The organism is Nocardia sp. JMUB6875, assembly GCF_041154655.1.
Lineage (GTDB): Bacteria > Actinomycetota > Actinomycetes > Mycobacteriales > Mycobacteriaceae > Nocardia.
Window position 1 is genome coordinate 1 of record NZ_BAAFGR010000378.1, and the last position, 1,728, is coordinate 1,728.

The following is a 1,728-nucleotide window of genomic DNA, read 5'->3' on the forward strand; positions in this document are numbered from 1 at the left end:
CGCCCCGCCCCGCATCCAACATCCGCCACCGGTCCCCCGCCCTGGGCGCGTACCTTGTCGGCGAACAGCCCCAAGGCCGCGCGCTCGTCGGGCGTCTCGTCCAGAAGATGCCGGGTGAGCTCGGCGTATGCGGTGGCGACGGTGTCGTAGGACCTCCGCGTGTCATCCAGCCAGCCGTCGGCGTTCACTCCCGTTCCCACGGTCGAAGGCTACTCGAGAACCCATTCGCGAGTTATCGAACATATGTTCTAGCGGTGTTGTAGTCTGTCTCGCGTGAAGACACATTCGACCGCGCTGGCGCCCCGGGCGGCAGCACAGGGATGGCCGGACCTGGCCGATGTCGACTTGCTGCGCACCCTCGTCGAAACCGAACGCCGCCGCAGGCGCCTGGATGCCGCCATGCGGGCGGCCGTCGCCGAGGCCGAGAGGCGGGGGCTGGCCGCGGATACCGGTTACCGGGACACCGTGGAGCTATTGACCGATCTGCTGCGGATCAGTGCGCAGGAGGCGCGGCGGCGGATCGAATACGCGGCGCCGCAGGTGCGTTCGCGGTCCCGGAAGGTGTGGCGGGTACTGGCGACGGCGAGCTGAGCCCGGGCGCGAGATCGTCGAGGCGAACCCACAGGCCCCAAGCCTTGGCCTCGAACCGGCCGGTTTGACCGAAGGGGCCGAACGCTGCCGCCGTGACCTCGAATGCCTTGTGGTTGAACACCTCTCGCACGGCTAGCGGAACTCCGTTCAATGCGCGCGAACCGTTCAGTCCGTGAGACGCTCGGTTGAACGGCCGGGGTTGGCAAGTGTGGGTCGTAGGGGTCAGGCGGCCTTCGGGGTTGCGGGCGTGATTGTGGCGCGGAGGAATTCGGGGGTGGAGAGTACGTAGCGGAGCATGAGGCGGATGGGTAGGGGCATGTCGGAGGCGTGGGGGTCGCGGTAGATGTGGGGGTTGGTGAGGTGGTGGTGGCGGCCGAGGTGGAGGAGGTCGAAGGAGCCTGCGGCTTCGACGTTGCGGACCCAGTCGGAGGTGCTGCCGTAGGTGAGGGCGATGACGAAGTCGTCGCCGCGGCGGAAGGCCCATAGCGGGGTGCGGAAGACGCGGCCGGATTTGCGGCCGCGGTGTACGACCACCGCCCAGCCCGGCAGCCAGGGTGCGAGGAAGCGGGTGAGCTGGTTGAGGCCGTATTTGTTGGTGCGGGCGAGCCAGCGCGGCATGGGCATCGGAGAAACTCCTCACTTGTGGAATTATCTGTGTCGACGGTAGCCCTGCCGCGACCAGAAAGTCAACGAGTGTAGAGTTTCGGGCACCATGCCACCGATAGGACGCCGACCCGGCAGCGCCGACACCCGCACCGCACTGCTCGACACCGCGCGAAAACGCTTCGCCGAGAACGGCTATGACCGCACCTCGGTGCGCGACATCGCCACCGCGGCCGGCGTGGACCCCGCCCTGATCCGCCACTACTTCGGCAACAAGGAGGGTCTGTTCCGCGCCACCATGGGCTGGCCCTTCGATCCGGCGGAACTCGCGGCCCGCATTGTCGACGGCGACCTCGAATACATCGGCGAGCGCCTGACCCGAGTCTTCCTCACCCTCTGGGACCAGCCCGAATCCCGCGGCCGCCTCGAAGCCATCCTCCGCGGCGCCGCCACCCACGAGGAATCCGCCACCCTCGCAAGGCAATTCATCCAAGACCAGCTCTACCACCTGGTAGCCACCGCCCTCCCCACCCC

At 67.9% G+C, this 1,728-nt stretch carries 3 protein-coding genes and 1 pseudogene; 2 read left to right on the plus strand and 2 right to left on the minus strand.

Features of this window, described 5'->3' with window-relative positions; all coding sequences use genetic code 11:
* A pseudogene (locus tag ACAM49_RS40025) lies at positions 1 to 200 on the minus strand (SAM-dependent methyltransferase); the annotation flags it as partial.
* Positions 201 to 273: 73 nt separating this feature from the next.
* On the opposite strand from ACAM49_RS40025, the gene ACAM49_RS40030 reads away from it, so the two are divergent.
* The gene (locus ACAM49_RS40030) at positions 274 to 591 is read left to right on the plus strand and encodes a DUF222 domain-containing protein (RefSeq protein ID WP_369640712.1); all 318 of its coding nucleotides are present in this window, start codon (positions 274 to 276) and stop codon (positions 589 to 591) included.
* 222 nt (positions 592 to 813) lie between these two features.
* Here ACAM49_RS40030 and ACAM49_RS40035 read toward each other — a convergent pair whose 3' ends face one another.
* Positions 814 to 1,215: a nitroreductase/quinone reductase family protein gene (locus tag ACAM49_RS40035; RefSeq protein ID WP_369640713.1), complete on the minus strand. Its 402-nt coding sequence runs from the start codon at positions 1,213 to 1,215 to the stop codon at positions 814 to 816.
* Positions 1,216 to 1,303: 88 nt separating this feature from the next.
* On the opposite strand from ACAM49_RS40035, the gene ACAM49_RS40040 reads away from it, so the two are divergent.
* Positions 1,304 to 1,728, plus strand: a 425-nt coding sequence (locus ACAM49_RS40040; RefSeq protein WP_369640714.1) for a TetR/AcrR family transcriptional regulator, incomplete at its 3' end; no start/stop codon positions are given.